At 69.3% G+C, this 22,594-nt stretch carries 21 protein-coding genes; 10 read left to right on the top strand and 11 right to left on the bottom strand.

Annotation, left to right across the window (positions count from 1 at the left end; translation table 11 throughout):
* Nucleotides 1-21 precede the first annotated feature (21 nt).
* Nucleotides 22-585 carry an RNA 2',3'-cyclic phosphodiesterase gene (thpR, locus tag ACWCOV_RS16540; RefSeq protein ID WP_449830105.1) on the bottom strand — a complete coding sequence of 188 codons (564 nt, stop codon included), beginning with the start codon at nt 583-585 and terminating at the stop codon, nt 22-24.
* 33 nt (nt 586-618) lie between these two features.
* On the opposite strand from thpR, the gene ACWCOV_RS16535 reads away from it, so the two are divergent.
* Entirely contained in the window at nt 619-2,076 is a 1,458-nt protein-coding gene (locus ACWCOV_RS16535) for an LLM class flavin-dependent oxidoreductase (protein ID WP_449830104.1), read from the top strand.
* Here the strand turns inward: ACWCOV_RS16535 and ACWCOV_RS16530 are convergent.
* Nucleotides 2,059-3,462: a mycothione reductase gene (locus ACWCOV_RS16530; protein ID WP_449830103.1), complete on the bottom strand. Its 1,404-nt coding sequence runs from the start codon at nt 3,460-3,462 to the stop codon at nt 2,059-2,061. The genes ACWCOV_RS16535 and ACWCOV_RS16530 overlap by 18 nt on opposite strands.
* 57 nt (nt 3,463-3,519) lie before the next feature.
* On the opposite strand from ACWCOV_RS16530, the gene ACWCOV_RS16525 reads away from it, so the two are divergent.
* Nucleotides 3,520-4,230, top strand: a complete 711-nt coding sequence (locus tag ACWCOV_RS16525) for a DUF4429 domain-containing protein (protein WP_449830102.1) — start codon at nt 3,520-3,522, stop codon at nt 4,228-4,230.
* On the opposite strand, the gene ACWCOV_RS16520 is transcribed toward ACWCOV_RS16525, so the two are convergent.
* Nucleotides 4,227-5,603 (bottom strand): MFS transporter, encoded by a 1,377-nt coding sequence (locus ACWCOV_RS16520; RefSeq protein ID WP_449830101.1) that lies wholly within the window; start codon nt 5,601-5,603, stop codon nt 4,227-4,229. The two genes, ACWCOV_RS16525 and ACWCOV_RS16520, sit on opposite strands and share 4 nt — an antisense overlap.
* Complete coding sequence (locus tag ACWCOV_RS16515) at nt 5,600-6,049, bottom strand: MarR family winged helix-turn-helix transcriptional regulator (protein ID WP_449830100.1); 450 nt, start codon at nt 6,047-6,049, stop codon at nt 5,600-5,602. Before ACWCOV_RS16515 ends, ACWCOV_RS16520 begins: the two co-directional genes overlap by 4 nt.
* A gap of 97 nt (nt 6,050-6,146) precedes the next feature.
* Here ACWCOV_RS16515 and ACWCOV_RS16510 point away from each other — a divergent pair, with 97 nt between their 5' ends.
* Nucleotides 6,147-7,214: a hypothetical protein gene (locus ACWCOV_RS16510; RefSeq protein ID WP_449830099.1), complete on the top strand. Its 1,068-nt coding sequence runs from the start codon at nt 6,147-6,149 to the stop codon at nt 7,212-7,214.
* A gap of 3 nt (nt 7,215-7,217) precedes the next feature.
* On the opposite strand, the gene ACWCOV_RS16505 is transcribed toward ACWCOV_RS16510, so the two are convergent.
* The gene (locus ACWCOV_RS16505) at nt 7,218-8,690 is read right to left on the bottom strand and encodes an NCS2 family permease (protein WP_449830098.1); all 1,473 of its coding nucleotides are present in this window, start codon (nt 8,688-8,690) and stop codon (nt 7,218-7,220) included.
* Nucleotides 8,691-8,770: 80 nt separating this feature from the next.
* Here ACWCOV_RS16505 and ACWCOV_RS16500 point away from each other — a divergent pair, with 80 nt between their 5' ends.
* Nucleotides 8,771-9,082, top strand: a complete 312-nt coding sequence (locus ACWCOV_RS16500) for a DUF2530 domain-containing protein (RefSeq protein WP_449830097.1) — start codon at nt 8,771-8,773, stop codon at nt 9,080-9,082.
* 9 nt (nt 9,083-9,091) lie between these two features.
* On the opposite strand, the gene ACWCOV_RS16495 is transcribed toward ACWCOV_RS16500, so the two are convergent.
* Nucleotides 9,092-9,667: a CGNR zinc finger domain-containing protein gene (locus tag ACWCOV_RS16495; protein ID WP_449830096.1), complete on the bottom strand. Its 576-nt coding sequence runs from the start codon at nt 9,665-9,667 to the stop codon at nt 9,092-9,094.
* An 80-nt stretch (nt 9,668-9,747) separates the two neighbouring features.
* On the opposite strand from ACWCOV_RS16495, the gene ACWCOV_RS16490 reads away from it, so the two are divergent.
* Nucleotides 9,748-10,953 carry an epoxide hydrolase family protein gene (locus ACWCOV_RS16490; protein WP_449830095.1) on the top strand — a complete coding sequence of 402 codons (1,206 nt, stop codon included), beginning with the start codon at nt 9,748-9,750 and terminating at the stop codon, nt 10,951-10,953.
* Nucleotides 10,954-11,245: 292 nt separating this feature from the next.
* Here ACWCOV_RS16490 and ACWCOV_RS16485 read toward each other — a convergent pair whose 3' ends face one another.
* Nucleotides 11,246-12,085 carry a DUF3027 domain-containing protein gene (locus ACWCOV_RS16485; RefSeq protein WP_449830094.1) on the bottom strand — a complete coding sequence of 280 codons (840 nt, stop codon included), beginning with the start codon at nt 12,083-12,085 and terminating at the stop codon, nt 11,246-11,248.
* A gap of 84 nt (nt 12,086-12,169) precedes the next feature.
* Between ACWCOV_RS16485 and ACWCOV_RS16480 the strand changes: the two genes are divergently transcribed.
* Nucleotides 12,170-14,005, top strand: coding sequence for an MFS transporter (locus tag ACWCOV_RS16480; RefSeq protein WP_449830093.1), 1,836 nt, complete (start codon nt 12,170-12,172; stop codon nt 14,003-14,005).
* A gap of 379 nt (nt 14,006-14,384) precedes the next feature.
* Here the strand turns inward: ACWCOV_RS16480 and ACWCOV_RS16475 are convergent, their stop codons facing one another.
* The gene (locus ACWCOV_RS16475) at nt 14,385-15,905 is read right to left on the bottom strand and encodes an MFS transporter (protein WP_449830092.1); all 1,521 of its coding nucleotides are present in this window, start codon (nt 15,903-15,905) and stop codon (nt 14,385-14,387) included.
* 99 nt (nt 15,906-16,004) lie between these two features.
* Between ACWCOV_RS16475 and ACWCOV_RS16470 the strand changes: the two genes are divergently transcribed.
* A complete protein-coding gene (locus ACWCOV_RS16470) occupies nt 16,005-16,736 on the top strand; it encodes a TetR/AcrR family transcriptional regulator (RefSeq protein WP_449830091.1) in 732 nt (243 codons plus the stop codon).
* Here ACWCOV_RS16470 and ACWCOV_RS16465 read toward each other — a convergent pair.
* Both ACWCOV_RS16465 and larE read right to left on the bottom strand, forming a co-directional pair.
* Complete coding sequence (locus ACWCOV_RS16465; protein ID WP_449830090.1) at nt 16,733-17,116, bottom strand: cold-shock protein; 384 nt, start codon at nt 17,114-17,116, stop codon at nt 16,733-16,735. The genes ACWCOV_RS16470 and ACWCOV_RS16465 overlap by 4 nt on opposite strands.
* Nucleotides 17,117-17,245: 129 nt before the next feature.
* The gene (gene larE, locus ACWCOV_RS16460; protein ID WP_449830089.1) at nt 17,246-18,715 is read right to left on the bottom strand and encodes an ATP-dependent sacrificial sulfur transferase LarE; all 1,470 of its coding nucleotides are present in this window, start codon (nt 18,713-18,715) and stop codon (nt 17,246-17,248) included.
* Nucleotides 18,716-18,828: 113 nt separating this feature from the next.
* Here larE and ACWCOV_RS16455 point away from each other — a divergent pair, with 113 nt between their 5' ends.
* The 3 genes from ACWCOV_RS16455 to ACWCOV_RS16445 are packed head-to-tail and all read left to right on the top strand — an operon-like array spanning nt 18,829 to nt 21,398.
* Nucleotides 18,829-19,758, top strand: a complete 930-nt coding sequence (locus ACWCOV_RS16455) for a TauD/TfdA dioxygenase family protein (protein WP_449830088.1) — start codon at nt 18,829-18,831, stop codon at nt 19,756-19,758.
* Nucleotides 19,759-19,813: 55 nt separating this feature from the next.
* Nucleotides 19,814-20,389 carry a TetR family transcriptional regulator gene (locus ACWCOV_RS16450; protein ID WP_360531201.1) on the top strand — a complete coding sequence of 192 codons (576 nt, stop codon included), beginning with the start codon at nt 19,814-19,816 and terminating at the stop codon, nt 20,387-20,389.
* A gap of 37 nt (nt 20,390-20,426) precedes the next feature.
* Entirely contained in the window at nt 20,427-21,398 is a 972-nt protein-coding gene (locus ACWCOV_RS16445; RefSeq protein ID WP_449830087.1) for a R2-like ligand-binding oxidase, read from the top strand.
* Here ACWCOV_RS16445 and ACWCOV_RS16440 read toward each other — a convergent pair.
* A complete protein-coding gene (locus ACWCOV_RS16440) occupies nt 21,360-22,529 on the bottom strand; it encodes an MFS transporter (RefSeq protein WP_449830086.1) in 1,170 nt (389 codons plus the stop codon). The two genes, ACWCOV_RS16445 and ACWCOV_RS16440, sit on opposite strands and share 39 nt — an antisense overlap.
* Nucleotides 22,530-22,594: the final 65 nt, after the last annotated feature.

The following is a 22,594-nucleotide window of genomic DNA, read 5'->3' as shown; positions in this document are numbered from 1 at the left end:
TCGTCTAATAACTTCCTGAGACTAGCCCAAGAACTCCCATTCGCCCACTGTGGTGTACGCCGCACTGTGGCCCGGGCCCTCGCCGAGGCGGGACTGGATCAGCTGCAGGCTCCCCGCGGTCCACGACGGACCGTCGTACGTGTCGAAGATCCGCACCCACCGGGTCGCGTCGACCGGCCGGCGCAACCGGGCCAAGGTGACGTGCGGCGTGAACTTCCGGCCCTCCACGCTGACGCCGGCGCGGTTCGCGGCGGCCCGCGTGGTCATGGCCAGGTGTTTGAGCGACTCGGTCTCGTCGCGCACCCCGGCGTACAGCACCCGCGCGTCGGGCACGCCCGGGAACGCGCCGGCTCCGGTGAGTTGCAGCTCGAACGGCGGCTGCCGTTTGGCGGCCCGCTCCAACCGCTCCCCGAGCTCGTCGGTCTTCCAGTCCGGCACCTCGCCGAGGAAGGCCAGCGTGATGTGCCAGTGCTCGTCCGCGGCCCACCGGATGTCGTCATCCGGATGCTCCCGCCGCGGCTCCACGAACTCGCTCAGATCCTCCACTACGTCCATCGGTGGCACCACAGCCACGAACAATCGCATCCCAAAATGCTATCGGTGCGCGAAACTGCTTTTGTGGATGAGCTGAAGTTGCCGTCGCCGTGCGTGGTGATCCTGGCCGGGCCGGGGGCCTCGGGGAAGTCGACGTGGGCGGCGGAGCGGTTCGCTGCGGACCTGATCGTGTCGAGTGATCGGCTGCGGGCGCTCGTCGGCGCCGGGGAGGACGACATCGCGGCCAGTGCGGATGCGTTCGCGTTGCTGGAAGAGGTGGTACGGCAACGAATCGGGCGCCGGCTGACGACGGTGATCGACACGCTCGGGCTCGATCGGGAGCGGCGGTTGCGCTGGCTCGGGCTGGCCCGGGAAGCCGGGATGCCTTGTGTCGCGGTGGGTTTCGACACCCCAGCGGCCGAGTGCCGGCGCCGGAACCGGGAGCGGGCGAAGCGGATCCCGGCCGATGCGCTGACCTCGCAGTTGCGATCCTGGTCCGCGGTGAAGAAGGAGCTGCCGACCGAGGGGTACGACGACATCCTCGAGCCGGCCGTGGTTCGCGTCGTACCGTCGGCGTTCGTGGAGGCCGGCGCGGCGGCGTTGCGGCAGGAGGAGACGCCGACCGGGTTGCGGTTCGGGCTGCAGTTGAGCAGCTACACCCACAAGGCCGGACGGGCGGGGACGGCGACCTGGATCCGTGAGGTCGCCGGTCGGGCCGAGGCTGCTGGGTTCGATGCGATCTACGTGATGGACCACTTCCGGCAGATCCCGCAAGTGGGGCGGGCCTGGGAGGACTTCCTGGAAAGCTGGACGACGCTCGGGTACCTGGCCGCCTGTACGTCGCGGGTGCGGTTGGGGACTCTGGTCTCCGGGATCACCTACCGGAACGTCGCGCATCTGGGGAAGATCGCCGCGACTCTCGACGTACTGAGTGGTGGGCGTGCTGTCTGCGGTGTCGGGCTGGCGTGGTTCGAGCAGGAGCACAAGGCGTACGGATGGCCGTTCCCGTCGGTGTCCGAGCGCTACGCGTTGCTGTCGGACGCTCTACAGCTCCTGCCGGTTTTGTGGGGACCAGGCAACAAACCGTTCCACGGCACGGTGCTCGACGTACCCGACACGACGTGCTACCCGCGGCCGTTGCAGGAGCGTTTGCCCTTGCTGGTCGGCGGAAGCGGCCGCCGGACGTTGCGGCTGGCCGCGCGGTACGCCGACGCCGTGAACGTGTTCGGTGATGTCGCGTCCGTGCGCAAGCATGCGGACTACCTTCACGAGCTGACGGATCGCCCGGTCGAATTGACGCATCTGTCCACAACCCTGGTGGGCAAGGATCATCGGCACGTCGACGAGCTGGTCGGCAAGCTCCGTCCACGCAACCAGGACCCGGCGCGCTATGCCGCGTCGGTCAACGCAGGGACCGTCGCCGACCAGATCGGCCGCTTCCGCGAACTGTCCGAGGCCGGCGTCGCCGAGGTGATGATCAGCGTCCCCGACCTCGACACCCTCGAGACGGTCGGCGACGTGATCTCAGCCTTTCGGCCTTAGGTCCAGCTTGAGCAGGGCGTTCTCGATCAGCTCGGACATCGCCGGATGGATCCAGTACTGGTTGCGGGCCATGGAGTAGGCGTCCAGGCCGAAGCTCATCGCCTGGATGACCGGCTGGATCACCGAGGACGCCTGCGGGCCGATGATGTGGCAGCCGATGATCTGGCCGCTGTCGGCGTCGGCCAGGATCTTCGCGAAGCCGGTGGTGTCCTCCATCGCCCAGCCGTACGCGATGTCGGCGTACTGCTGGCGCCCGACGACGTACCGGATCCCGCGCTCGCGGGCCTGCTCCTCGGTGAGACCGACGGCGGCGACCTGCGGGGAGCTGAAGACGGCGTGCGGGACGAAGCGGTGGTCGGACGTGATCCGGGCGTCCGGGTTCAGCAGGTTGTGCTTCACCACCCGCGCCTCGTGGTTCGCGACGTGCTTGAGCTGGTGTGGTGAGGTGACGTCACCGAGCGCGTAGATGCCATCGACGTTGGTCTGCTGGTACTCGTCGACGATCACACGCTGCTCGGCGTCCACCTCGACACCGGTTGCCTCCAGGTTCATCGTGTCCGAGTTCGGCGTCCGGCCGACGGCGACCAGGACCAGGTCGACCACGAGCTCGTCGACGCCGTCCGGGCTGAGCATCTCCAGCGCGATCGAGCCGTCCGCGCGCCGCTGCGCGCTGACCGTGTCGTGCTCGAGGCGTACGTCGTACTTGCTCTGCGCGATCTCGGTGAACCGCTCGGCGATGTCGGTGTCCTCGTGCCGCATCAGCAGCCCGGAACGGGCGATCAGCGTGGCCTCGACGCCGTACGACGAGAACACGTGCGCGAACTCCGCGGCGACGAAACCGCTGCCGATGATGCCGAGCCGGCGGGGCAGCTCCTCGATCCGCATGATCGTGTTCGAGGTGTGGTAGCCGGCCTCCTCGAGTCCGGGGATGAACGGCACGATCGGCCGGCTGCCGGTGGCGAGCACGAACCGGTCGGCGGTGAGCACACTGGTCGAGCCGTCCTTGCCGTCGACGGTCAGCTCCTTGTGGGAGGTGAACCGGCCGGTCCCGTCGTACACGGTGACGTTCGCGTTGTCCGCGTGGTGGTGCCGGTACTCCGAGCCGCTCGCGGCGATCGGGTCGATCCGGCCGAAGATCCGGTCCCGGACGGCGGGCCAGCGGACGCCGTCGAGCGTCTCGTCGACGCCGTACTGGGAACTGATCGACGGTGTCGCGGCCAGGTCGGCGGTGTGCACGAACATCTTGGTCGGGATGCAGCCGACGTTCAGGCAGGTGCCGCCGAACGTGTCGCGCTCGACGATCGCCACCTTCCAGTCCGCGAACCGCCGGTTCACGATCGTGTTCCCCGAACCGGTCCCGATGATCACCAGGTCGTAATGAGTCACACCTCATTCTGGACCCGTCCGTGCGGGATCATGGGGACGGTGTCAGGCAGTGAGTTGGTGAGCAGCAACGGAACGCTCGGATGGGACGGATTCGGGACGCTCCGGATCCGGTACGACGCGTCCGCGGCCGGGCTGGGGAAGCTCGCCAAATCGCTGCGCACACGGCTGGGTGAGCGGACCGTTCCGGTCGAGGCGTTGCAGAGCATCGCCCTGAGTCTGGGCCCAGGGGCTCCGGTGGTCAGTCTGGAGCTACGGGAGCACGCCGATCCGCTGCTGTCGGTCGGCGGTGGGTACTTCGCCGCGCTGCTCGATCCGTACCGGTTCTTCTTCGACGATGCCGACCGGGCGGTCGCCGAGCGGCTGGTCGCCGACGTCAAGGCGATGCTCGCTCGCCGGCAGGTGCCCGCCTCAGCCTCACAGCAGTGGCTGGTCGCGCCGCCGGTCGCGCCGGACCGGATCGAGGGGCGGGACGCGACGGTGTTCCTGGCCGGCGGTCACCTGGCGTTCGCCTACAAGTGGGCGGCGAGCCGGAAGAAGAAGGCGGACGGCGACCGGTTGTCGGTGCCGCTGGCCGACATCACCGACGTCGAGTGGACGCCGACCGACCGGCGGCTCGGGACCAGGGGCTGCTTCCGGATCAGCACCGCGCGGACGCCGCTCGAGCGGCCCAAACCGCGGCACGACCCGGCGGCGGTGCTGACCGAACCGCGCACCGACGTCGACGTGCTGTTCTTCGCCGCGCGGCTGCTGACCCGGATCCGGCCCTAGGCGACCCTGGGTCCGACGTCCTTCGCGGATTCAGCTGTGGTCAGCGACGCCGCCGCTGCGTCGACGGCGCGCGGTGCCGCCGCCGGGGCTGCGTCGACCGCGGCCTTCTCGCCGAGCAGCTCGGTCTGCGGGAGCACCTCCAGCCGCGGGCGCGGCAGCAGCCGCGGGCGGATGGCCAGGCCCCGCTTGCGCGAGAAGTACAGCACCGAGGCGACCGTGCCGACGATGGTGAGCCCGCCGCCGACGATCAGCGACCAGCGGGCGCCGAAGGTCTGGCCGACCCACCCGATCAGCGGCGACCCGATCGGCGTACCGCCCATCAGGACGGTCATGTAGAGCGCCATCACCCGGCCGCGCATGGTCGGCTCGATGCTCAGCTGCATCGTCGCGTTCGCGGCGGTGAGCATGGTCAGCGAGGTCAGGCCGACCAGCGGCAGCACCAGCGCGTAGGTCAGGTACGTCGGCATCAGGCCGCTGACCAGCGCCATCACACCGAACGCCAGGGCCGCGCCGATCACCAGGCGAGCGCGGATCCGGACCCGGCGGGCCGCCAGCAGGGCGCCGGACAGCGACCCGATCGCGAGGATCGAGCCGAGGATGCCGTACTCCCCCGCGCCCTTGCTGAACACCTCGGTGGCCATCAGCGCGGACGTCATCTGGAAGTTCAGGCCGAAGGTGCCCGCGAAGAACACGGTGACCAGGATCATCATCAGGTCCGGCCGGCGCCACAGGTAGCGCATGCCGTCGCGGATCATGCCCTTCTCCCGGGCCGCGGGTTTCGGCGTCTGCAGCTCGTCGACCCGCATCAGCCGCAGCGACAGGATCACCGCGGCGTAGGTGAAGCCGTTGATCATGATCACCGGTCCGGTGCCGATCCAGTGGATCAGCAGGCCCGCCAGCGCCGGGCCGAGCAGCCGGGCGGCGTTGAAGGACGCCGAGTTCAGCCCGACCGCGTTGGCGAGCTCGTCCCGGCCGACCATCTCGACCACGAACGACTGCCGGGCGGGGGCGTCGAACGCCGTACCGACACCGAACAGCAGGGCCAGCAGGTACACGTGCCAGGGCACGACCAGGCCGGTGACGGTCAGTCCGCCGAGGACGAGGGCGACCGTGGCCATCGCGATCTGGGTGCAGGTCAGCACCCGGCGCTTCGGGAACCGGTCGGCCACGACACCGGCGTACGGACCGAGCAGGAGGGCCGGCAGGAACTGCAGTCCGGTGACGATGCCGAGCGCCGTACCGGAGTGGGTCAGCTCCAGGACCAGCCAGTCCTGGGCGACGCGCTGCATCCAGGTGCCGACGTTCGAGACGATCGCGCCGGTGGCGTAGAGACGGAAGTTGCGAACTTTGAACGCGCGGAAGGTCGGACTCATGTGGCCGCCAGGCGTTCGAGAACAGGTGCTGCCTTGCGCAGGATGTCGCGCTCCTCGGGGGTCAGTTGCTTCAGTTTGGTCTGCAGCCACTCGTCGCGGCGCCGCCGGTTGGCCAGGATCAGCTCGTCGGCGCGGTCGGTCAGCTCGACCACGATCTGGCGCTTGTCGGTCGGGTGGGGCCGGCGGGCGACCAGGCCCGCCTCCTCCATGTTCGACACGATCCGCGTCATCGACGGCGGCTTGACCTGCTCGTGGGAGGCCAGCTCGCCGATCGTCATCGCGTCGTGCTTGGCCAGCGCGCCGAGCACGCTGAGCTGGTTGGCGGTGAGGTCGTGACCGGGCTCGCGCTGCCGCCGGAGTTGCCGGGACAGCCGGAGCGTCGACGACCGCAGGGCGCTCGCCAGCCCGACGTCACTCTTCACCTGCTGGGCTACGACTTCGGGCATGTTCGTTAGCTTAACTCATTACCTTTGCTAAAGAAAACGGTTGACCGGCCGGTGGTATTCCCGGTCAGGCGCTGCCAAGGCGCTAAGGTTCCCGGACATGGGGACAACTGCCGAGCTCGAGCGGTACGAGCAGCGATTCCGGCGGGCCGGGCTGCCGCTGTTCATCGAGGACTTCTCGCCGACGCACGACATCTTCACCCGGGCCACCCCGCTGCTGGTGCTGGTGTTCCTGGCCGAGATGCTCGGCGCCACCTCGCTGGACTGGCCGGTCTGGAAGAACGCGCTGGCCGCGGTCGTGGCGCTAGCGGTGCTGGTCGGCGGGTTCGGGGTGCTGAACACGTTTCGCGGCCGCCCCTTCTGGTCGCTGCCGACCCGGTTCGGCGTCCCGGAACTGGCCGTGTTCATCCTGCTACCGGCCCTGCTGCCGCTGGTCACCGAGGGCCAGGTCCAGCAGTTCTTCGGCGTTGTCCTGGGCAACCTGCTGCTCGTCGGCCTGGTGTACGTCGTGGTCGGCTACGGCCTGATCGCGACGACGTACTGGAGCCTGCGCCGGCTGGCCGGCGACCTGGCCGACTCGATCGCGAGCATGGTCCGGGCGCTGCCGCTGCTGCTGGTGTTCTCACTGGTGCTGTTCATCAACACCGAGATGTGGCAGGTGTTCACCGGGATGCCGATCGAGTTCATCCTGTTCTCGATGGCGGCCTTCACGCTGCTCAGCACGTTGTTCCTGATGGTGCGGCTGCCCAAGGAGGTCGACGCGATCGAGCAGGACGCCGCCTCGGGCCCGCCGCTGCGGCGGCTGCAGCGGCTGAACCTCACCGTCAGCCTGGCGATCCGGCAGTGGGTGCAGACGCTGGTCGTGAGCAGCGGGGTCGGTCTGTTCTTCGTTGCCTTCGGCATGCTCGGGATCAGCCGGGACATCTACGAGAGCTGGGAGATCGACCCCGGCGGCTGGTCGTACGACGTCCAGCTGCTGGGGCACCCGATGGTGATCAGCGCCGGCCTGGTGAAGGTCGCGGTCGGCATCGCGAACTTCACCGGTCTGTACTACTCGATCGCGTTGATGACCGACTCGTCGTACCGCGAGGAGTTCCTCGACACCGTCACCGTCGAGCTCCGCAAACTCTTCACCGCCCGCGCGGAGTATCTGCAGCTGCGGGGCTAGACCTCAGGTCAGCCAGTCGCCGAGCGGGCCGATGGCGAAGTAGACGACGAACAGGGCCGAGACGACCCACATCAGCGGGTGGATCTGGCGGGCCTTGCCGCGGACCAGCTTGAGGATCACGTAGAAGACGAACCCGGCGCCGATCCCGGCCGTGATCGAGAACGTGAACGGCATCAGGATGATGGTCAGGAACGCCGGGAACGCGACCTCGATATCGCCGAAGTCGATCCCCTTCACCTGCGTCATCATCAGGAACCCGACCAGGACCAGCGCCGGGGTCGCCGCCTCGTACGGGACCAGCGTGACCAGCGGCGCGACCACCATCGAGATCAGGAAGCAGATCCCGGTCACCACACTCGCCAGCCCGGTCCGCGCGCCCTCACCGACACCCGACGCGGACTCGATGTACGACGTGTTGCTCGACACCGACGCCGCGCCACCCGCGGCGGCCGCGACCGAGTCGACGATCAGGATGCGCTGCGAGTTCGGCGGGTTGCCCTCCGCGTCCAGCAGCCCGGCCTCGGCGCCGATCGCGGTCATCGTGCCCATCGTGTCGAAGAAGTCCGCCAGCATCAGCGTGAAGATCAGCAGCAGCGCGGCCACCACGCCGACCTTCTCGAACGACCCGAACAGGCTGAACTCGCCGAGGGTGTCCAGGTTCGGCTTGCTGAACCAGTCGTCCGGCAGCGCCGGCACCGTCAGGCCCCAGCCGCCCGGGTTCTCGGCGGTCCGGGCCCCGATGGTCGCGATCGACTCGACGACGATCGCCAGCACCGTCGTGACCAGGATGCCGATCAGGATCGCGCCCTTCACCTTCCGCGCGTACAGCGTGACGATCAGGATCAGGCCGACCACGAAGACCAGCACCGGCCAGCCCCGAAGGTTGCCGGCGACACCGAGCTCGACGGGCGGGCCGGTCAGCGCGGCAGGACGCCGTACGAAACCCGCGTCGACGAAGCCGATGAACGCGATGAACAGGCCGATCCCGACACTGATCGCCACCTTCAGCTGCACCGGGACCGCCTCGAACACCGCCTTGCGGAACCCGGTCAGCACCAGGATCAAGATGATCAGGCCCTCCAGCACCACCAGGCCCATCGCGTCCGCCCAGGTCATCTTGGTCGCGATCGAGAACGCCACGAACGCGTTCAGGCCCAGGCCGGTCGCCAGCGCGAGCGGGAAGTTCGCCACCACGCCCATCAGGATCGTGACCACGCCGGCCACCAGCGCGGTCGCCACCGCGATCTTCGCGATCGACGCCGCCGGATCCGTCCCACCCCCCACGAACTGACCGGTGCTGTCCGGCACGGTGCCGATGATCAGCGGGTTCAGCACCACGATGTAGGCCATCGTGAAGAACGTGACCACACCGCCGCGGATCTCCCGGCTGACGGTGGAACCACGCTGGCTGATCTTGAAGAACGAGTCCACGAAACCGGATCGATCACGGGCGGTGGAAGCCTGGGGCGAGCTCATGGCGGAATCGTGCCAGTTCCTGCCCGCAAGTTGCGAGCACTAACGGCAACCTTGTGGAAGACGGGGACTATGGTGGGGGCGTGGCAGACGAGCAGCCCGCGCCGAAGAAGCGCACCGACCCGACCAGCCAGCTGGCCCGAGGCGAACTCGTGCACGCCGAGGTGAAGCCGCTCGACCTGTCCGGCATCCCCAGCGTCATCACCGGCATCGTCGCCTGGGCCGTCGCCTTCGTCGTCGTCCTCATCTTCCGCGACGAGCTCAAGAAGGACGGCCTCGAATGGTGGCTCTGGGTCACCGTCGCCGGCATCGGCCTGGGATTCATCGGCCTTTGGTACTGCCGCCGCCGCTGGTCGGCCATCCAAGCCGGCCACCGCAGCGCAATCGAAGACTGACGAAGCTCATCACTCCGCTGATGTGAGTTTCTTGCGCTGGTTGGCGTTGAAACGCGCTTTCTTCTCACGATTCCCGCACGTGTTCATGTCACACCATCTGCGGGTGCGACTTTGGCTGGTGTCGAAGAAGGCGGCTTGGCAGGTCGGCGATGCGCACAAGGCCAACCTTCCGTCTCGGTCGCCGGCGATGATGCTGATCGCGTCGGCGGCGATCACGCTGAGGGCATCTTCCACGCTGGAAGGCGAGCTGAGCCGCCATCGCCGCTCACCCTCGGGGGTCAGGACAGCCGCGGCCCGTCCCTGGATGCTGCAGTCGTTGATGACTTGGACAGCAGACGCAGGGAGAGGGTCCTGGATCGCGGCCGCTGTCGCGGCGGCGTGAATCGACTCCCTCAGTTCCCGAGCGAGTTCGAGCTGGGCAGTGGTGCAGGAGTCCACGCCCAGGCCGCTCACTGTCAGCCAGTCGACGAGTCGCTGCGGCGTGGGGATGCGCTCCACAGCGTCGCCGTGACGCTCCGACAGAGTCCCCGTGAAGCTGGTCGCCAGCACGTTACCGAGGCGGAAGTCAGGGAATCCAGCACGCATGGAACCACCTTAGCCGGTTGCGGCCGGGGTGAAGCCGTGTTAGAACCGTCTTAGAACCGTCTTAGCCGGTTCACCACAGGTTGGAGCCGGTTCCGCGATGGCCAGGAGGTCTCATGCCCCGTCCAACGAGCGACGTACAAGCATTTGAAGCCCACGCATCCGACGCCGACCTCGACGAGCTGCGCGCGCGACTGGCCGCGGCGCGGCTGCCGGAGGCCGAGACGGTCTATCGCGCCGCGCCCGACCCGCGCCGATGGGACCAGGGCGTTCCTCTCGCCGACCTCGTCGATGTCGTGAACTACTGGCGCACCGGGTACGACTGGCGGTCGTTCGAAGAGCGCCTCGACCGGATCGGCCAGTTCCGCACGACCATCGATGATCTGGGAATCCACTTCCTGCACCGCCGATCCGCGCGTGCAGATGCCACTCCGCTGATCTTGACGCACGGCTGGCCGGGCAGCATTGCCGAGTTCGTCGATGTAGTGGACGAGCTGGCAGATCCGAAAAATGCGGACGCGCCGGCGTTTCACGTCGTGGTTCCGTCGCTACCGGGCTTCGGTTACAGCGACAAGCCGGCCACCACCGGATGGGGAACCGAAAAGATCGCGGCCGCCTGGGTGGAATTGATGGGAAGGCTCGGCTACAGCAAGTTCGTGGCCCACGGCGGCGACTGGGGCGGCGTTGTCACCACGGTCCTCGGCGGCAGGTTCCCGGCGCACGTCCTCGGCATCCACACCACGTTCGCGGAGGCGCCGCCCGGGATGACAACGGATGGACTGACAGCGGTCGAGCGCCAGTGGACAGAGGAAACCCATGAGTTCTGGCACCACCGCGCGGCGTACGCGAAGCAGCAGGCGACCCGGCCGCAGACCATCGGCTACTCACTCGTCGACTCACCGGTCGGGCTCCTCGCCTGGATCCTCGACAAGTTCGCCGAGTGGTCGGACACCGAAGACAGCCCGTTCGAGACGATCTCCAGAGACAGGATTCTCGACGACGTCACCCTGTACTGGCTGACGCGGACGGGCGCATCGTCGGCCCGCATCTACTACGAAAGCCACAACTCACTGGACCCCGAACTCCGGGTCGACGTCCCGTCGGCAATCACCATCTACCCCCGCGACATCGAGAAGTATCCACGCGCCTGGGCCCAGGAACGGTACCGGCAAATCGTCCGCTGGAGGTCCCCCGAATCCGGCGGCCATTTCCCGTCCCTCGAGGTCCCGGAGTATTTCGTCAGGGACCTCCAAGAAGGCCTCGCAGCAGTCCTGACCACCAACCACTGAACGCGACCGGGCGCCGGCACGCGGTCAGACCGGGTGCTCACGAGGTCATCATCGAGTTGGCCGGCAACCTCGGAGGATGCGGGGGTAGGAGGCGGACCGCGGGCAAGCACGCCTGTGCGGGCGACAGGCCCGGCAGGTCGCGGGCGGCAGCACGCGACGCAGGAGCGGCCGTGGTCGGGCGCGTGGGGCAACCCCAGTGCTCCACGCCAAGCACATTGACGCCATGACACCGGTTGGCGGCCGCGCCGGAGGCGCAGAGGGTCAGTCGCCGCCGGAGGCGGTGGCCTTGGGACTAGTCGGCGGTGATTTCGTCGTCGGATTGGGGCTCGGCGGTGGCTTCTACTTCGGACTGGACGGCGTCGGCTTCGGCCAGTTCGAGGTTGTCGTAGCCGGTGGTGTCGAAGGCGTGGTGGGTGGCGGGCTGGTCGGGGAGGTCGATGGTGGCGTCGGAGTGGGCTCCGCAGCCGTAGTCGTAGGAGACGACGCGACCTTCGCCGGGGGCCATTTCGTTGGTGCAGACGCCGAAGGCCTGGCCGAGGCTGTCGGCGAGGCGGATCCAGTAGCCGCAGGCGTTGCACTTGTAGGGGACGGCCTGGGCGATCGCGGAGGTCGGGCCGAAGTCGCCGCCGTACCAACGCTCGGCTGCTTCCTCGCGGCCGAACGGCGACAGCACGCGCTCGCGGCCGAGGCCGAGCTCGTCGACGACGGCGCGGACGTCGTCGGGGGCGCCGGTGTCGGTGAAGCCGGGCTCGAGGCGCGGGTCGCCGGGGTGGGTCGGGAACAGGTCGCCGGGGCGCAGGTCGCCGGGCTGGACGCGGTCGGACCACGGGACCCACTCGGGCGCGACGATGGCCTCGTCGCCGGGCAGCATCACGACCTCGTTGACGGTGACCGTCTTCGCGCGGGAGGCGCGGGTCAGCGTGACCGCCCAGCGCCAGCCGCGGTATCCGGGGTGGGTCGAGGCGAAGTAGTGCGTGACGAGGCGCTCGCCCTCGACCAGGTGACCGAGGTGCTCCCCGATCTGCGCGGCGCCGGCCTCGGCGATCGCGGCCTCGCGCGCGGGTTCGACCGCCGCGACACAGACGGCGTCGGCCTTGGCACGAACCGGGTCCGGAGTTCTGACGGGAGTCACAATCGCCCATTCTCGCACGCCCGCGCGAGTGCTCGGAACGCGCCGTGACTACGGTCTGTCCCCTGCAGGAGGCAGGATGGTTTCATGCAGAGCCCAGACCCCGCGGACCGGAAGGCGACGCCTGGTTCCACCGGCGCGAACCCGACCGGCGCGACGCCTGGTGACAAGGCCGGCGGCCGGCCTGGCGAGAAGTCCGCTGGGAAGAGCCGGGCCGAGCGGGTCAGCGGCGCGAAGGAGAAGCTCGGTACGGCGAGCAAGAAGGTCGGACACGCCTCGAAGGTCGGCGCGGGCGGGGTGGCAGCGGCGTCGCGCAAGACGGCCACCGTCGGCGGCAAGGTCGGACGCGCCACCGGCCGCCGCATCCGCGGCTTGACCAGCGCCCAGGGCGCCGGCGAGTCCGGGCTGTCCCGACTGATCGAGCTGGGCGCGGTCAACGCCGCCGGTGACACCGCATTCGCCGTGTCGCTCGCCGGCACTGTGTTCTTCGCCGTACCGAGTGAGCAGGCGCGGGACCGGGTCGCGCTGTTCCTGCTGCTGACGATGGCGCCGTTCGCGCTGATGGCGCCGCTGATCGGGCCGATCCTCGACCGGTTCCGGCACGGTCGCCGGTGGGCGATCGGGGCGACGCTCGGGCTGCGCGGGTTCCTGGTCTGGAGCCTGGCCGCCTCGATGACCGGCAGCGCCTCCCCCTGGCTGTACCCCGCCGCCCTGGGCTGCCTGGTCGCTTCCAAGGCGTACGGCGTGACCCGCGCATCCGCCGTACCGCGACTGCTCCCGAAGGAGATCACCCTCGTCACGGCGAACTCGCGGATCTCGCTGGCCGGTGTCGCGGGCGCGACCGTCGGCGCGGGCATCGCGGCGGCGTTCGCGGCGATCGGGCCGGAGTGGTCGCTGCGCTGGGCCGCGCTGGTCTACACCGTCGGCCTCGTGCTGGCGATCCGGCTGCCGAGCAAGGTCGACTCCCCCGCCGGCGAGGAGATGACCGGTACGGCGGGTCGCGAAGCGCGACGGCGGGCGATCACGTCGGCCGTGGCGCGCGGGATCCGGTGCAACCTCGGACTGCGGTTCGTGTCCGGCTTCCTGACCATGTACCTGGCGTTCCTGCTCCGGGACGAACCGCTCAGTGGAATCGACGGCGCGCTGGCCGCGGGTGCGGTGATCGCGGCGGCCGGTCTCGGCAACAGCCTCGGCACGCTGGTCGGGTCGTTGCTCAAGGCCCGAAAACCCGAGGCCGTCGTGCTGGTCGTGCTGCTCGCGGACGCGACCGTCGCGATCCTGGTCGCGGTGTTCTACGGCTTCCCGATCCTGATCGCACTCGGCCTGGTCGCCGGGTTGTGCAGCTCACTCGGCAAGCTGTCGCTGGACGCGATGATCCAGCGCGACGTGCCGGAGACCGTGCGTACGTCGGTCTTCGCCCGCTCGGAGACGGTGCTGCAACTGTCCTGGGTGATCGGCGGCGCGTGCGGCATCGTGTTGCCGCTGATCCCCCGTCTCGGCTTCGGGTTCCTGGCCGGCGTGCTGCTGATCGTGGTCTTCCTCGTCATCCGGATGAAGCCGTCCGGCCGTCCGGCCGCGGGGCTGCTCAAGCCGCCATCTCAGCCGGCTGCGCCAAAGCAGAGGCGGGAGCCCGAGCCTGAGCAGCCGACGAGCACGAGCCGCACGATCCTGACCACCAGCGTCGCCGAGCAGCGCGCCAACCGCGAGACCTCTCAGCGCAAGTACGACGAGCCGACAGTCGAGCTGAGATTCGACGACCAACCGAGGCCGTCGCAGCCGGTCGGGAAGTGGTGGAGCGGGCAACCGGACGAGGATGACGAGGAGACCGTCGAGGACCAGGCACCCTGGGCCGAGGAGCCGACGGTCGAACGCAACCGCGGCAGCATGTTCAACCGCCGCCGCGGCGGCCGCCCACCCCGCTGAACTCCCGCCCCCGCTGAACCCCACCCACCCCCGCTGCCCCGCCCCGCTGAACCCCCACCCGCCCCGCTGACCCACGCCCACCCCCGCCGACCCCAGCTGCGGCACGCCCTGCGGCGTTCGAGGGGATATCCCCGCGGCTTGGGCCTTCTCCCCTCTTATACGAAGGGAGAAGGCTGCGTTCGAGGAGATATCCCCTCGAACGCGGGCGGGCGGAGCGGCGACGGGCGGACGGGCGGAGCGGCGACGGGCGGGCCGACGGGCGGGCGGACGGGCGGGCGGACGGGCGGACGGGCGGAGCGGCGGCGGGCGGGCGGCGGCGGGCGGGCGGGCCGACGGGCGGAGCGGCGGCGGGTCGGCGGGCGGGCGGGGGTGCGGGTGATTAGGGGGTGGGGTCGAGTTGGGGGGTGGGGTCGAGTTGGGGGGTGGGGGTGCGGAGGGTCAGGGTGGCGGCCACCGCGGTTGTGAGGAGCAGCAGGGTGCCGACGATTGCGACCACGTTCAGGCTGTGGGTGAAGGCGTGGCGGGCGGTCGCGAGGACGGCCTCGGCCGCCGGGCCCGGCAGGTGTGCAGCAGCGGCGGTCGCTGACGGAAGGCCTTCGCGGACCGGCGCCGCGACGTCCGACGGGAGGTCGGCGCGATAGGCCGCCGTACCGATGGAGCCGAGGATCGCGATCCCCAGCGCGCCGCCGAATTCGCTGCAGGTCTCCATCACCGCCGACGCCGAGCCGGCGCGCTCCGGAGCGACTGATCCGACGACCGCCTCGGTGACCAGCGACATCACCATCACGAGCCCGGCCGCGAGCAGTCCGGAGCCAACCAGGACCAGCGCGAGCGGCGAGTCCGGACCCACTTGAGTCAGTACGACGAACCCGGAGGCCGCCAGCACGAACGCGCCACCGATCACGTACGCCCGGTCGACCTGCCGCGCGAGGATCGCGGCGACCGGCGCCGCAGCACCGACCACCACGGTCGGAGCGAGTGCCCACAGCGCAGCCTTGAACGGGCTCAGACCGAGCACGAGCTGCAGGTACTGCGTCATGAAGATCGCGTTCCCCACCATCGCCAGCGTGCCGATCGTGTTGGCCGCGAGCGAACCGCTGAACGCCCGGCTGCGGAACATCCCGAGCTCGATCATCGGGTACGCCGCGGTCCGCTGCCGCTGCACGAACAGCACCCCGAACACGGCGCCGGCCACGATCGCCACCACCGGCAGCGCCGACACCCCGTGCGCGGCGAGCTCCTTGATCCCCCAGATGACCGGCAGTACGGCGGCCAGCGACAACACCGACCCGATCAGGTCGAACCGGCCCGCGTCCGGCGTCTTGAACTCCGGCAGCAGCAACGGCGCGAGGATCAGCAGCAGCACCATCGCCGGGGTGTTGATCAGGAACACCGAGCCCCACCAGAAGTGCTCCAGCAGGAACCCGCCGAGCACCGGCCCGAGCGAGATCCCGCCCAGCATCACCGCGCTCCAGAACGCGATCGCCTTCGACCGCTGGGCCGGGTCGTGGAACATGTTCCGGATCAGCGCCAGCGTCGACGGCATCAACGTCGCTCCACCGATGCCGAGGATCGCGCGGGCGGCGATCAGCTGCTCCGGGTTCTGCGCGTACGCCGCCGCCACCGAAGCCAGCCCGAACGCGACCGCACCGAACAGCAGCAGCCGCCGTCGCCCGATCCGGTCGCCCAGCGAGCCCATCGTGATCAGTAGCCCGGCCAGCACGAACCCGTAGATGTCGAAGATCCACAGCTGCTCGGTCGCCGACACGCCAAGGTCCGCGGAGATGAACGGGACCGCGAAGTACAGCACCGAGACGTCCATCGAGACCAGCAGCAGCGGCAGCGCGAGCACGCCGAGCGCGACCCACTCCTTGCGTCCCGCCCGTTCCGTCGTACTCATGGCACCCCTCCGATTATCTGTGTACGACGCACACTGTGTGCGCCATACGCAGACCATAGCGGATGACTGTCTATGCTGTAAACAGATAGACTGCGACGCATGGACACCACCGAACTGCCGCGGGTGCTGGAGCAGCTCTGGGGAATCGAGGGCCGGCAGCGGCCGGGGCCGAAGCCGGCGTTCCACATCAGCGACATCGGCCGCGCCGCGATCAAGCTGGCCGACTCCGGCGGGCTGGCCGCGGTCTCGATGAGCAAGGTGGCGGCCGAGCTCGGCTTCACCACGATGTCGCTCTACCGGTACGTCGACGCCAAGGACGACCTGTACGTCGTGATGCTCGACTACGCGTTCGAGGAACCGCCGGCGCTGGCGCAGGCGACCTGGCGGGAGCGGATCACCGCCTGGGCCGAGGCGTTCCGGGACGGCCTGCGCAAGCACCCCTGGATCCTGCAGATCCCGGTCGTCGAGCCGCCGCTGTCACCCCACCAGCTGGCCTGGATGGAGGCGGCGCTGCAGGCGTTCGACGGTACGCCGCTGACCCCGCAGGACCGGCTGTCCTCGATGATTCTGGTGAACATCTACGTCCGGGGCACGGTCCAGCTGACCTCGAACCTGCTGACCAGCGGCGACGAGGCGAAGGCGGCGGACCGGCTCTACAACCGGCGGCTGCGGCTGCTCGCGACCCCGGACCGCTTCCCGACCATCGCGGCCGGCGTGAACCAGCCGGACGCGGTGGCGGATCTCGACGTGGACTTCGACGCCGAGGGATTTCGCGACGGCTTGGACACCGTGCTCGACGGTATCCAGGCCCGGATCGACCGGAAGACTTAGATGTCGAGCTTGTCGGCGACCCCGCGCAGCACGGTGGCGACCTGGCGGGCGGCCTTGTTGTCGGGGTGGCGGCCGCGGCGGTAGCCCTCGCCGAGGTTGTCGAGCAGCTTGATCAGGTCCTCGATGACGAGCTGCATCTCCTCGGGCTTCGGCCGCATCGCCTTCGCCACCGACGGCGGCGGGTCGATCAGCCGCACCTGCAGAGCCTGCTCGCCCCTGCGTCCTTCGACGACACCGAACTCGACTTTCTGGCCCGGCTTGAGGTTGGTGACACCCGCGGGAAGAGCGTCGGCACGGACGTAGACGTCGCCGCCCTCCTCCTTGCTGAGGAAGCCGAACCCCTTCTCGGAGTCATACCACTTGACCTTGCCAACGGGCACGGTGACCTCTTCGTCTGTCAATCGTCGGAACAGGGGCCGGGCGTACTGCCCGATCGGCTACCCAGAGTACGTGAACCCGCGTCCGGGCGCCTCCGGAAAACTACCTGAGCGGGCAAACGTTCCGCATCATCAGCGGTACTTCTCCGGGTCCTTCAACCGTTCGTTCATCGACCCCGACCGGAACCCGCGCGGATCGACCCGGGCGGCCGGGAAACCCTCGGCCACGACGGCGTCGACGAGCGGCTGGTGATCGACCTGATCCAGCAGCCGGGCGTCGATCTCGATACTCGCCGTCTCGCCGATGTCGCGGACCCGGACGTTCTCGACGCCGTACGGCGTGAGCAGCGAGCGGACCGCGTGCTCGGCCCGGTCGACCCGGGCCAGCAGGTTCGGCGTGATCCGGATGCCGTAGGCGATCCGGCTCGACAGGCAGGCGGCCGCGGGCTTGTCCGACGTCTCCAGCCCCCAGCTCCGGGACGCCTCGCGGATCTGCGCCTTGGTCAGCCGCGCGTCCTTCAGCGGCGTGATCGCACCCCGCTCGAACGCGGCCCGGATGCCCGGCCGGAAGCCGGCGATCGCGTCGTCGGCGTTCGTCCCGGTGGCGATCGCGGTGATGCCGAACTCGTCCGCGATCGGCTGCAGCGTCTCGACCAGCTCGGCCTTGCAGAAGTAGCACCGGTCGCCGGCGTTGGCCTGGTACCCCTCGCGGTCCATCTCGTGCGTGTGCGGGGTGACGTGCCGGACGCCGATACCGTCCGCGAACCGCGCCGCCGGCTCCAGCTCGGCCACCGGCAGGCTCGGCGACACCGCGGTCGCCGCGACCACGTTGGCCGGGCCGATCGCCCGCGCCGCGGCGGCGAGCAGGAACGCCGAGTCGGCGCCGCCGCTGAACGCGACGACCATGTTCGGGTAGCTCGACAGCCGCCGCATCAACGCGTCCAGCCGCTGCTCGAGCACGTACGCGTCCAGCCAGGCCGGGAACTCGGTCAGGTCGTTCAGTACGACGTCTGCGCCGTACGCACGCAGTTCGTCCGCGGTGAAAGGACCCGTGGCCACGCTCACCGCGACCGCGCCGGCCGCCCGGGCACCGTCAATGTCGGCGGTGTGATCGCCGACGTAGATCGTCGCCTTGTGCTCGCGGAGCGCGGTGCCCTTCTCGGCGCCGTGCAGATCGCCGACCGGCTCGTCCACGTCGAGCCCGAGGTGCTCGAGGTGCAGCCTTACGGACGGCGTGTACTTCGCGGACACCACCATCGTCCGGCCGCGCAACGCCCGCACGGCGGCGAGCGACTCGAGCACGCCGGGGAGCGGCAGGCTGCCGGTGATCGCGTGTGACGGGTAGTGCTCCCGGTAGCGGGCGACCATCGCGTCGACCTGCTCCGGCGGGAACCAGTTCGCCATCTCCCAGGTCAGCGGGGGCCCGAGCCGGCTCACCACCAGTTCGGTGTCGATCGCCACACCGGTCTCCGCGGCGAGCAGATCCCAGACGGCCTGGATTCCTGGCCGGGAGTCGATCAGCGTCATGTCCAGGTCGAACCCGACCACGAGCTCCGGCACGTCGAAGGTGGCGGCAGCAGGCTGGATCTCGGCGGTTGACACGTCCCCAACCCTACGTGAGGCCGCCGACGGCACCGGGTCTCGCATCTCGAAACGGCCGCTATGTCTACTAATTCAGTAGGAAAATACATATTAATCAACCCCGAGGGAGCACCATGACCACCCAGCTCGAAGCACCCGAGATCACTGTCACCAAGGCCGGCGGCGCGATCGGCGCCGTGATCGGCGACGTCCGCCTCGGCGGGGACCTGCCCGCCCAGACCGTCGCCGCGATCCGGCAGGCGCTGCTCGACCACAAGGTGATCTTCTTCCGCGAGCAGCACCACCTCGACGACGCCGGCCAGCTCGCCTTCGCCAAGCTGCTCGGCACCCCGACGCTCGCGCACCCGACCTCGAAGAGCATCGAGGGCGAGGCGCACGTGCTGCCGATCGACTCCGACTACGGCAAGGCGAACAGCTGGCACACCGACGTCACGTTCGTGGACCGGATCCCTGCGATCAGCCTGCTCCGCGCGGTCACGTTGCCCGCGTACGGCGGCGCGACCACATGGGCCAACACTGTGACGGCGTACGCGAAGCTGCCCGTTGCCCTGCAGGCCCTGGTGGACAAGCTGTGGGCCGTGCACAGCAACGTCTACGACTACGCCGGCCGGGTCGACGAGACCCGGATCGGCGGGGTCGACGTCAAGGTCGAGGAACACCGCAAGCAGTTCGTCTCGAAGCTGTTCGAGACCGAGCACCCGGTCGTCCGCGTGCACCCCGAGACCGGCGAGCGCTCACTGGTCCTCGGTCATTTCGTACGGCGCTTCGTCGGCTTCACGTCGGCCGAGACGACGGCACTGTTCCAGCTGCTGCAGAACCGGATCACCAACCTCGACAACACCGTCCGCTGGCAGTGGCAGCCGGGCGACCTCGCGATCTGGGACAACCGGGCGACCCAGCACTACGGCGTCGCCGACTACGACGACCAGCCGCGCCGGCTGCACCGGATCACCCTCGCCGGCGACATCCCGGTCAGCATCGACGGCGTCCGCAGCACGCCCCGGACCGGGAACGCGGACCACTTCTCCACACTTGACAACTGAGGAAACTCTGTCCGTCCTCTTGACATTCAGGACGAAAATGTAAACCCTCGGTCTCATGGACTCGTTCGCCGACCGGACCAAGCGCCGACTGCGCGACGAGCTGCTGGACAACGCCTACGACGCGATCGTCGCGGGCGGGTACGACGGGCTGCGGATGAACGACGTGGCCCGTCGTACCGGCGTCTCCCGGCAGACCGTCTACAACGAGTTCGGCGACAAGTGGGGTGTGCTGCAGGCGGTCGCGGCACGCGAGACCGAGCGGTTCCTGCTGGACGTGAACGCAGCGCTCGCCGAGGAGTCCGACCCGATCGACGGCCTGCGGGCCGCGGTCGAGCGGGCACTCACGCTGGCCGGGGAGAACCCGCTGGTGAAGGCGGCGCTGGGCCAGCCGGGATCGGACCAGGCCAGCCAACTGCTGACCACACGGGGGCAGCAGGTGCTGGAGGTGGCCCACCTACGGTTGGGTGAGCACGTCAGGGAGCACTGGCCGGAGGTACCACCGGAGGACGCGACCAGCTGCGTCGACGTCGCCTTGCGCGTCGTCCTCAGCCACATCGTCACGCCAGGCCCTCCCCCGGCGGCGGTGGCGGCGCAGCTGGCTCGCGTCCTCAGTCCCTTTCTCAGCAAATAGGCGCAGTCTGTCCCAAGCCAGGAGCCAGGAGGCAGGTATGACCACGACGACGAATCCCCTGCACAGACAGGGTTTCAGCTCGCTGCGATCCGGCGGTCTCAATTGGGATGCGTTGCCGCTGCGGCTGTTCGACAAGGGCAACCGCAAGTTCTGGAACCCACGCGACATCGACTTCAGCCAGGACGCGAAGGACTGGCAGGAGCTGAGCGACAACGACAAGGACAACGCGTTGCTGCTCTGCGCCCAGTTCATCGCCGGTGAGGAGGCGGTCACCGAGGACCTGCAGCCGTTCCTGCAGGCGATGGCGGCCGAAGGACGGTTCGGCGACGAGATGTACCTGACCCAGTTCTGCTTCGAGGAGGCCAAGCACACCGCGGTCTTCCGGCTCTGGCTGGACGCGGTCGGCGTCACCGAGGACCTGCACCACTACGTCGAGAACAACCCGGGCTACCGCGCGATCTTCTACGAGGCCCTGCCGGTCGCGCTCAAGTCACTCGCCGACGACCCGTCCCCGGCCAACCAGGTCCGCGCGAGCGTCACCTACAACCACGTGGTGGAAGGGACTCTGGCCCTCACCGGCTACCACGCCTGGAACCTGCTCTGCACGTCGCGCGGCGTCCTGCCCGGCATGCAGGAGCTGATCCGCAAGATCGGCGACGACGAGCGCCGGCACATGGCCTGGGGCACGTTCACCTGCCGGCGGCACGTCGCCGCCGACGCGTCGAACTGGCAGGTCGTCACCGACACGATGGAGGAGCTCCTCCCGCACGCGCTGACCCAGATCCAGTGGGCGCTGGACAACTCCCCCGAGCTCCCGCCGGAGATCAACCCGACCGCGTTGATGACGTACGCCGGCGACCGCGCGACCCGGCGCCTCGGCGCGATCGAGTCGGCGGTCGGCGCGGACGTCGCCGGGATCGACCTCGACTACTCCCCGGAGAAACTCGAGGACGACTTCGGCGACGAGGACTCAGCCGCGCTGGCGGCGGTTCGCCAGGACAACGACTAGCGCGGCGGTGGCCAGGACCGCAGGCAGCCAGGTGACGGTCGTCGTACCGGCGTGGTCGGCGACCTGGCCGCCGGCGAAGGCGCCCAGTGCGATCGAGCCGTTGTAGACCCCGACGAGTACGGCGGACGACGCTTCGGGCGCCCTGGGTGCCGCGGCGTGACCCCAGGCCTGGGTGCTGACGCTCGTGCCGCCGTGCGCGAATCCCCAAGCCAGCAACAGGATCAGGGATCCGGCGATAGTCGTGCCGGCGATTGGCATGAGTACGGCGACCGCGGCGATGCCGGCCGCGATCACGGCGATCGCACGGGCCGGGCGGAGTGAGCCGGCGACGAAGTTGCCGACGATGCCGGCGACGCCGTACGCGAGAAGGAGCGTGCCGATCAGGGCCGGGGTGATGCCGGCCTGCTTCTCGAGGAGCGGCCGGACGTAGGTGTAGGCGGCGAAGTGGCCGGTGACGAGGAGTGCGACCAGCGCGAGGCCGACCCGCAATTGCTTGAGCTTCAGGACCTCGGCGACGTCACTCAGGCGGACGGCCTTCTCCGCGGCCAACGGCGGGAGCAGGAACGCCAGAGCCACGGCCAAGGCGCCGGACAACAGGCCGACGGCGGCGAACGCCCAGCGCCAGCCGACCAGCTCGCTGACGTACGCGCCGGCCGGAATCCCCAGCACAGAAGCGATTCCGATGCCGCTGAAGATGAGCGAGGTCGCCGGACCGGCCGCATGCGCGGGTACGACGCGCCGCGCCAGACCGATCGTGAACAGCCAGACGCCGCCGATCGAGATCCCCATCAGCACCCGCGCGGCCATCAGCGTGCCGAAGTTCGGCGCGGCAGCCGCGAGGAACCCGGCCGCGGCGAGCAGCGCCAGCAGGCCGACCATGGCGGTGCGGCGGTCGAGCTTGCCCAGGACCAGCGGCAGCAGCGGTGCGGCCAGCGCGGAGACGATGCCGGTGACCGTCAGGGTCAGGCCGGCGGTGCCTTCGCTGACCTGGAGGCTCGCGCTCATCGGGGTGAGCAGGCCGACCGGCAGCATCTCGGCGGTCACCACCGTGAACACGGTCGCGGCCATGGTCACCGAAGCGGCCCAGCCTCCGGTCCGCGGGATCACCTGGTCGGCGCAGATCGTCGTCATACTTCAAGGTTTCGGCCACCCAGGGGTGCGGAACAACGGCGATCTGGTCATGCTTGTATTAGCTG

The organism is Kribbella sp. NPDC002412, assembly GCF_053592935.1.
Note: the sequence above shows the minus strand (reverse complement) of the source record. Positions and strands in the feature narration are given on the sequence as shown.

Coding starts and splice junctions, on each gene's coding strand:
- ACWCOV_RS16495 (WP_449830096.1), bottom strand. CDS start 9,667: ATGCGTGCTGGATTCCCTGACTTCCGCCTCGGTAACGTGCTGGCGACC.
- ACWCOV_RS16520 (WP_449830101.1), bottom strand. CDS start 5,603: ATGAGTCCGACCTTCCGCGCGTTCAAAGTTCGCAACTTCCGTCTCTAC.
- ACWCOV_RS16480 (WP_449830093.1), top strand. CDS start 12,170: ATGCAGAGCCCAGACCCCGCGGACCGGAAGGCGACGCCTGGTTCCACC.
- ACWCOV_RS16440 (WP_449830086.1), bottom strand. CDS start 22,529: ATGACGACGATCTGCGCCGACCAGGTGATCCCGCGGACCGGAGGCTGG.
- ACWCOV_RS16455 (WP_449830088.1), top strand. CDS start 18,829: ATGACCACCCAGCTCGAAGCACCCGAGATCACTGTCACCAAGGCCGGC.
- ACWCOV_RS16445 (WP_449830087.1), top strand. CDS start 20,427: ATGACCACGACGACGAATCCCCTGCACAGACAGGGTTTCAGCTCGCTG.
- ACWCOV_RS16475 (WP_449830092.1), bottom strand. CDS start 15,905: ATGAGTACGACGGAACGGGCGGGACGCAAGGAGTGGGTCGCGCTCGGC.
- ACWCOV_RS16515 (WP_449830100.1), bottom strand. CDS start 6,049: ATGCCCGAAGTCGTAGCCCAGCAGGTGAAGAGTGACGTCGGGCTGGCG.
- ACWCOV_RS16510 (WP_449830099.1), top strand. CDS start 6,147: ATGGGGACAACTGCCGAGCTCGAGCGGTACGAGCAGCGATTCCGGCGG.
- ACWCOV_RS16470 (WP_449830091.1), top strand. CDS start 16,005: ATGGACACCACCGAACTGCCGCGGGTGCTGGAGCAGCTCTGGGGAATC.
- ACWCOV_RS16505 (WP_449830098.1), bottom strand. CDS start 8,690: ATGAGCTCGCCCCAGGCTTCCACCGCCCGTGATCGATCCGGTTTCGTG.
- thpR (WP_449830105.1), bottom strand. CDS start 585: ATGCGATTGTTCGTGGCTGTGGTGCCACCGATGGACGTAGTGGAGGAT.
- ACWCOV_RS16450 (WP_360531201.1), top strand. CDS start 19,814: ATGGACTCGTTCGCCGACCGGACCAAGCGCCGACTGCGCGACGAGCTG.